Origin of the sequence: Microcystis sp. M179S2, from assembly GCF_020245805.1 — a bacterium.
Taxonomy (GTDB): Bacteria; Cyanobacteriota; Cyanobacteriia; order Cyanobacteriales; family Microcystaceae; genus Microcystis; species Microcystis aeruginosa.
Genome location: NZ_JADBUE010000164.1, coordinates 1 through 6,165, shown reverse-complemented (window position 1 = coordinate 6,165; position 6,165 = coordinate 1). Strand labels below are relative to the sequence as shown.

Below are 6,165 nucleotides of genomic sequence, written 5' to 3'. Positions count from 1 at the left end.
CTAAATATTGTCTGAAGCCGTTTTTTTGCGCTTCGTTTTTGAAGCAATTGTCAAACCGCCGACACCATCGGTCAAAGCAGGGAGGCATCGCAGCTGGGGTTGTCTCTTTCATCGCCGATTTTTCAACGTAAAGTGCTTATTCTATAACGATTATACTCTATTATACTCTTGTTGATCGTTTAAGTCCCATTAAACGAGTTTCGATCGCTTTTTGTCCATTGATAATCAGATTTTCTAACCTTTTTAGGTCATTTTCCGTAAAAGCCGTCATCAGCTAAACTCCTAATAGATTAATTTTTTCTCGTCTTGAGATTGAGTCGATCGTTGACTAATTTAATTATGGAGTCAAAATCAAACTGTTACCCATTGATAGTTCTAGGTTCGACGCGGCAATAGGGATTTAGGGTGATAGGCAAATTTCCCCCACTTCCCCACTTCCCCACTTCCCCATCTCTCCTTTCCCATAAATAAACATTATTGTTTTCCTGTATGGATAACTTTTATTGATGAATATCGATCGCACTATGCAAGAGGCAATAGGGATTTAGGGTGATAGGCAAATTTCCGCTAAATCCCTCACCTCCCCACTTCCCACACTCCCTACTCCTGTCTCCTGTCTTCTAAATTCTGCTGTATTGTTTCCCCTCATGAATATTGATCGCACTATCCAACTAGCTCATCAATTAGCGGACACTTCTGGAGAGATTATCCGGCGCTATTTTCGGCAGCCCCATCTAGAAACCGAGACAAAACTCGATCAAGTTTCCTCAATAGTAACAATCGCCGATCAAGAAGCTGAGGAGGCGATGGTGGCGATTATTCGGCGAGAATTGCCTGAAGATGGGGTTATTCGGGAAGAAGGAGCCAATATTCCCTCCCAAAGTGGTCGTTATTGGGTATTAGATCCCATCGATGGCACATCCTCTTTTGTCAAGGGATTACCGATTTTTGGGACTTTAATCGGCCTAGTGGCAGAAAATCAACCGATTTTAGGAATTGTCGATCAACCGATTTTAGGCGATCGCTGGTTAGGAGTGAAGGGAAAAGCGAGTCTTTATAATAACCAGATGATTGTTAATCCCTACCGTCAAGATCGGGAACTTGTCTTAAAAAATGCCTGTTTAGCCTCCACCACTCCCTTAATGTTTATCACAGAACGACAGCAAGCGATCGCTCGTCAGCTGCAAAGCGTCTGTAAACGTACCGCTTTTGGGGGTGATTGTTATAACTATATGATGTTAGCCACTGGCTGCACTGCCATGGCGATGGTAATCCTAGAATCAGACCTGAAATACTACGATTTTTGTGCTTTAATTCCGATTATTGAAGGTGCGGGCGGAATAATTAGCGATTGGTCAGGTAATCCCCTACAAGCTGATTCTAGCGAAGTTTTAGCCGTCTCTAATTCGGTTTTATGGCGGCAGGTTTTAGAACAAATCAGCAGAGTGGGTTAGTGCGAATAGCAAGATAATTAGTCAACAGCTAACCCACCCCCGCGGCAATTAAACGGTGGCTAATTGAGGTTGGGGACGTTTGCTGTTACGGATACCTTCGATCGCCGTCGCGTAATCGGGGGCATTAAATACCGCCGAACCTGCTACAATCGCATTAGCACCCGCTTCGAGAACTTGCCAAGTATTAGCCGGTTTTAAGCCGCCATCCACTTCAATCCAGGGATCCAAGCCTCTTTCATCGCACATTTGACGTAATTGACGGATTTTGGGGACAACTTCCGGGATAAAACTCTGGCCACCAAAACCGGGGTTAACGCTCATAATTAGGACTAAATCGCACAAATGCAGCACATATTCGATTAAATCTAAGGGAGTGGAGGGATTTAACACCACACCCGCTTGTTTACCGAGTTCGCGGATTTGGCAAAGAGTACGATGGAGGTGGGGAGAAGCATTATGTTCAGCGTGAACAGAAATAATGTCAGCACCCGCTTTCGCAAAGTCAGCCACATATTTTTCTGGTTCCACGATCATTAAATGCACATCTAAAGGTTTTTTCGTATAGGGACGAATAGCGGAGACAATCAGGGGTCCAATGGTGATATTCGGGACAAAACGACCATCCATCACATCAACGTGAATCCAATCGGCTCCTGCCTTATCCACAGCCTCGATATCGGCTCCTAATTTACTAAAATCCGCCGATAGGATCGAGGGAGAGACAACGATCGACTTCGAGCTTCCGTTTTGGGTCATGGCTAACTATAGAATTTCGTGTTTATATTTTCGTAACAATCTTATCAGCAATCAGTGATCAGTGATCACTAATCGGATTTGAGTTTTCAGTCGGGGTAATCCCAGGGCATTTTGTATAAATTGTAACAGACAAAAATTTGTGATTGTTGTAAGGCAATAACCGCTACTGACAATCAAGCATTTCTACTCTAAAATAAAAGATATTGCAATCCCTTTTAGGGAATTTCTCAGAAACTTGAGGTATATTAAGTGTGACATAATCACAGTTTCGCATTTAACCTTCATAAGATGGAATATGAATATCATTGACGCTTTAAATCTCAAAAACCCCCAAGATTACCCTTCTAGAGAAGCTTATCAGCAAGACGTTGTCAAAGCGGTACAGGTCTTAATGCGTTTAGGTATTATGGATAGTCCCTCGGCCGATTTAACCGGTTCCCTAGACTCTATCCTTGAGAAATTACAAGAGGATGAACTGGCTATCTACGGTAGAAAACGCAGTAAACAAGAAATTATCGCCGATTTAAAGCAAGTTAATAGTGAAATTGTCGAACTCGATCGAGAAATAGCTGACTTAGAATGGCAAATTGCCCTCAAAAAAGCTGAAATATCTGTTAATGAGGCATCTTAGGTTTTTATCTTGATTCTGGTTCGTTTTCTCCAAACTGAGCGCAATAATCATCAAGACGGTTTTCCAGAAGCATCCTTAAGAGTTTAATAATAATTAGGGCTACGATCGCTAAGGGGATATTGCTGCCAAAGGTAATTCCGATCACCCCTTCCACTATATCTGCTGTCGTTCTCGTCGCTCTTCGATGATAAAAATGGCAAAATTTTGCCTTAAAAGTCGGTGATTCAGTAGCTGTCTCGGCAATTTCAGCCAGTCCTTTCAGTTTTTCCGGTGTATCGTAGGAAGTATATTCATTCTCCAGTTGTCTGCGCTGCTCTTCCAACTGACGACGACGCAGACGAGCAGACTCTAAACGGCGCTGAAAAGCTTCCAGTTCTTCTAATTCATTAAAAGTGTTCATGGGTGATAACATTTTTGGGTAAGAGCAGGGCTTTCGTTGTGTAGCAATTCATTCTTCATATTCTGATTTGACAACACAGGTTTCTAACATACCAAAGCATGGAGGGGAATATCGGGCCGGTTAGCAAGTTTCGGTTTAGCGATAAACCAAGCGCCATTGGCCTAAGCATCGATAACCTGTTAGCATAGGGATTGGTGTCGGATAATTCCAAAACCTCGTTAAGGGTCAGCAATTCTCCCTTGAGTTCTTCGGGCGGATTTTTGAGTATTTCGCATAATTCCGCCGTTTGTTGGGCATTGAGGGGAAGGGGAGGGATACCTAATTTCGCTCGCTCGGCAACGTGTCGGTGATAGGCTTCTAACATAGGTCTATTGTCTCCTAGTCTTCACTTGTGACGGTTTCTTCCTAGGTTACTGGATTTTTGCTAGTCTCTGAATTTCTAGGTTAACGAGACATGACTTTGCTGTGCGATTTCCATAAAATGAGAAAATAGCGATCGATTGACTATATTAAGGCGTAGATAATGGCTATCACCGATTCTGATCTAGATTTAGCACAATATATCGACCATGGTTCCCAATAAGCTAACCGCACCCTGGGGGGAGATAACGATCGAACCTATAATGGAGAGAAGTATTCTCCAGAGTCAACAATATGTCACTCAGTCAACTGTTGCCCACAGTTAATCAGTTATCTCACCAAGATAAGCTTCGACTCATTCACTTTCTGCTCCTAGCAGTCGCCAAAGAAGAGGGATGCAGCCTAGAACCAACTAGAGAACCTGATCGAGAAAATGTACTGCTTGAGCAACTCGCATCCACTGAAGCCGTGCTATGGTCGCCTCAAACCGATAGCGCAGCAGTGCAGGCATTGTCGGAGCTTCTGATTGCTGCAAAGGGAACATCCAATGCTTGATGGACAACGCTATTCATTTACTGAACGAAGAGACAACCTAGGGCGATCAGTAATCATGCCATATATCCCTTTAATGCTCACACTGGGCGATCGTTCTCTAGAAGTGACAGCATTGCTGGACACTGGTGCCAGTGTCAATGTTCTACCCTACGAGATTGGACTACAGCTAGGAGCAGTCTGGGAAAATCAAACAGTATCCATTCCCTTGAGCGGAAACTTGGCTCAAAGCAATTCACGAGGTTTGGTTGTATCTGGTGCAATTGCACAATTCCCTTCTGTTCTGCTTGGATTCGCTTGGACTAAGATGAGAGATATACCTGTAATTCTTGGACACATGAACTTCTTTGCAGAGTTCAATGTGTGTTTTTATCGACACGAGTTGGCTTTTGAGGTTTGCCCGAAAGACGGATGAAGTTGATAGCCGCCGCTCATCTTAGCCGTTACAATGCTTGAAGATAATCGGCTTTGCCGCAATCCAGATATGAATGCTAATTGTGCAAAGTATCCACAAGTTAACTTGGTTCGGAGTTTGAAGAATTGCTCAGAAGACAATTCATAATTAAAATCAGCCAAGCCGAATCATCTAAGGACTAATATGAATTTGACTGAGAATATAACGCAAGCGATCATAATCATCCTTAAGTAAAACACTTAACTGTCTGCCCACATTCACTAACCATTGTCGATCGGCTTGACGCAATTGATACATCTGACGGATAGAAGCAGCTGCCAAAGCTTCCACGGGAGTATTTTTGACCTGTAATAAAATTCGTAAAAAGTCTAATTGTTCACTAAAATAAACTACTTCTAACGACTCACATTGATAAACTGCCTGATGAATTTGTGGAGGCCGGGGAGGAATATATTGATAGATATAACCTCGCCCGGCACCATTGCCATTAAATTGTCCTGGCAGGGTTTCAAAACCGACAATAGTTGCCCGAAATTCCGTTTTTAACATAGCGAAAATCTGCGGCTGTTGTTCCCGCAATTCAGCCAAAGACAACCCCAAAGCTCTAGCGCGATGTACCGAATCGATCGGTGCAGTGGTGGCAAAGGTGACAATCCCAAAAATCTTATTACCCGTTTCTTCATCGTAGGCTTTTACCCAACTACCAAAAGCGGGCATAAAAGGAAAATTTAACTCCTCTGGTTCCAAACATTGCGCTAAAAACTCGGTCGTCGTCGTCTCGATAACTTCGGCGATATGATCGGGATGGCGGTTATCCGTGGCTAATTGCGGTAAGGGTGGACGCATGGTTATTTTTTGCCTTTAGCGGGGGCAATAATTACTTCTTCTAATTCCGAGAGATTAAAGGTAACTAACTTATCCCAGTTACCCCCCTCAAAAAGAACGGCCACTTTCCCATCGCTTAAACGCTGGGCTAAACCTTCAAATTTATAGTAGGTATCATCGGGATTGGTGACTCGAACGGTACTACCTGGCAAAATCATAGGATTGACGACGAAATTATAATTAACTGTCTCTTAGCTTATCAAAATTTAGTGATCAGGGAGTCGTGACTTACCCCTACCTTCTGTTATCCGTCTTAGGCAATACGTCCCTGTTCTCTACCCGATCAGGCGATCGCAATTCGTTGATCAGGCGACAATTGTTGTACTGCTTAAATAAGCTGTTCTAAAGTTAAGGGAATGGTTCTCATCGATTTTGCTTTAATAATTTATAATTTGCTCTATTTAACTCTCAACACGAGCTACAGGAGATCGCAATAACTACTAGGATGCGCTTTTCGATAGCGTAACGCACCAATTTAATAATAAAGTTAGTGCGTGGGGTGCGGATTGTTAATTTAGGTTTTTTATCAGAGATTATCGCCGTCTAACACACCCTACAAGATCGGCGTACTGCTAGTGGGACTTAGACAAAAAACAAATCGAGAAAAGCCTCAACTCCAATCCCCGCTTGGGATTTACTTCGAGAAGCCCAAAATCGCTGAAACCCAGATAGATCAAGGAAAATCATAAATCGAGGTTAACCCTTTGTCCCG

7 protein-coding genes and 1 pseudogene are annotated in these 6,165 nt (G+C 43.0%); 3 read left to right on the top strand and 5 right to left on the bottom strand.

Going from position 1 to position 6,165, the window contains the following annotated elements; genetic code table 11:
* Positions 1-647: 647 nt before the first annotated feature.
* Complete coding sequence (gene hisN / locus IM500_RS09905) at positions 648-1,454, top strand: histidinol-phosphatase (protein WP_287738226.1); 807 nt, start codon at positions 648-650, stop codon at positions 1,452-1,454.
* 48 nt (positions 1,455-1,502) lie between these two features.
* Here hisN and rpe read toward each other — a convergent pair whose 3' ends face one another.
* Positions 1,503-2,210 carry a ribulose-phosphate 3-epimerase gene (gene rpe / locus IM500_RS09900; protein WP_061431496.1) on the bottom strand — a complete coding sequence of 236 codons (708 nt, stop codon included), beginning with the start codon at positions 2,208-2,210 and terminating at the stop codon, positions 1,503-1,505.
* Positions 2,211-2,505: 295 nt separating this feature from the next.
* Between rpe and IM500_RS09895 the strand changes: the two genes are divergently transcribed.
* Positions 2,506-2,841, top strand: a complete 336-nt coding sequence (locus IM500_RS09895) for a hypothetical protein (RefSeq protein ID WP_190723738.1) — start codon at positions 2,506-2,508, stop codon at positions 2,839-2,841.
* A 4-nt stretch (positions 2,842-2,845) separates the two neighbouring features.
* On the opposite strand, the gene IM500_RS09890 is transcribed toward IM500_RS09895, so the two are convergent.
* Both IM500_RS09890 and IM500_RS09885 read right to left on the bottom strand, forming a co-directional pair.
* Positions 2,846-3,241 carry a hypothetical protein gene (locus IM500_RS09890; RefSeq protein ID WP_036396888.1) on the bottom strand — a complete coding sequence of 132 codons (396 nt, stop codon included), beginning with the start codon at positions 3,239-3,241 and terminating at the stop codon, positions 2,846-2,848.
* 164 nt (positions 3,242-3,405) lie between these two features.
* Positions 3,406-3,605, bottom strand: a pseudogene (locus IM500_RS09885) (aconitate B); the annotation flags it as partial.
* 543 nt (positions 3,606-4,148) lie between these two features.
* Between IM500_RS09885 and IM500_RS09880 the strand changes: the two are divergent.
* Positions 4,149-4,568 carry a pepsin/retropepsin-like aspartic protease family protein gene (locus IM500_RS09880; protein WP_041804458.1) on the top strand — a complete coding sequence of 140 codons (420 nt, stop codon included), beginning with the start codon at positions 4,149-4,151 and terminating at the stop codon, positions 4,566-4,568.
* Positions 4,569-4,739: 171 nt separating this feature from the next.
* Here the strand turns inward: IM500_RS09880 and IM500_RS09875 are convergent, their stop codons facing one another.
* Together IM500_RS09875 and IM500_RS09870 are read right to left on the bottom strand one after the other, a co-directional pair.
* Positions 4,740-5,414 carry an HAS-barrel domain-containing protein gene (locus tag IM500_RS09875; protein ID WP_002759297.1) on the bottom strand — a complete coding sequence of 225 codons (675 nt, stop codon included), beginning with the start codon at positions 5,412-5,414 and terminating at the stop codon, positions 4,740-4,742.
* Between the two features lie 2 nt (positions 5,415-5,416).
* The gene (locus tag IM500_RS09870) at positions 5,417-5,611 is read right to left on the bottom strand and encodes an NAD(P)H dehydrogenase subunit NdhS (RefSeq protein ID WP_002759298.1); all 195 of its coding nucleotides are present in this window, start codon (positions 5,609-5,611) and stop codon (positions 5,417-5,419) included.
* Between the last annotated feature and the right edge of the window lie 554 nt (positions 5,612-6,165).

What these genes read in the sequence shown, in the direction of transcription:
- IM500_RS09870 (WP_002759298.1), bottom strand. Translation starts at nt 5,611, where the DNA reads ATGATTTTGCCAGGTAGTACCGTTCGAGTCACCAATCCCGATGATACC.
- IM500_RS09895 (WP_190723738.1), top strand. Translation starts at nt 2,506, where the DNA reads ATGAATATCATTGACGCTTTAAATCTCAAAAACCCCCAAGATTACCCT.
- IM500_RS09875 (WP_002759297.1), bottom strand. Translation starts at nt 5,414, where the DNA reads ATGCGTCCACCCTTACCGCAATTAGCCACGGATAACCGCCATCCCGAT.
- IM500_RS09880 (WP_041804458.1), top strand. Translation starts at nt 4,149, where the DNA reads ATGCTTGATGGACAACGCTATTCATTTACTGAACGAAGAGACAACCTA.
- rpe (WP_061431496.1), bottom strand. Translation starts at nt 2,210, where the DNA reads ATGACCCAAAACGGAAGCTCGAAGTCGATCGTTGTCTCTCCCTCGATC.
- hisN (WP_287738226.1), top strand. Translation starts at nt 648, where the DNA reads ATGAATATTGATCGCACTATCCAACTAGCTCATCAATTAGCGGACACT.
- IM500_RS09890 (WP_036396888.1), bottom strand. Translation starts at nt 3,241, where the DNA reads ATGAACACTTTTAATGAATTAGAAGAACTGGAAGCTTTTCAGCGCCGT.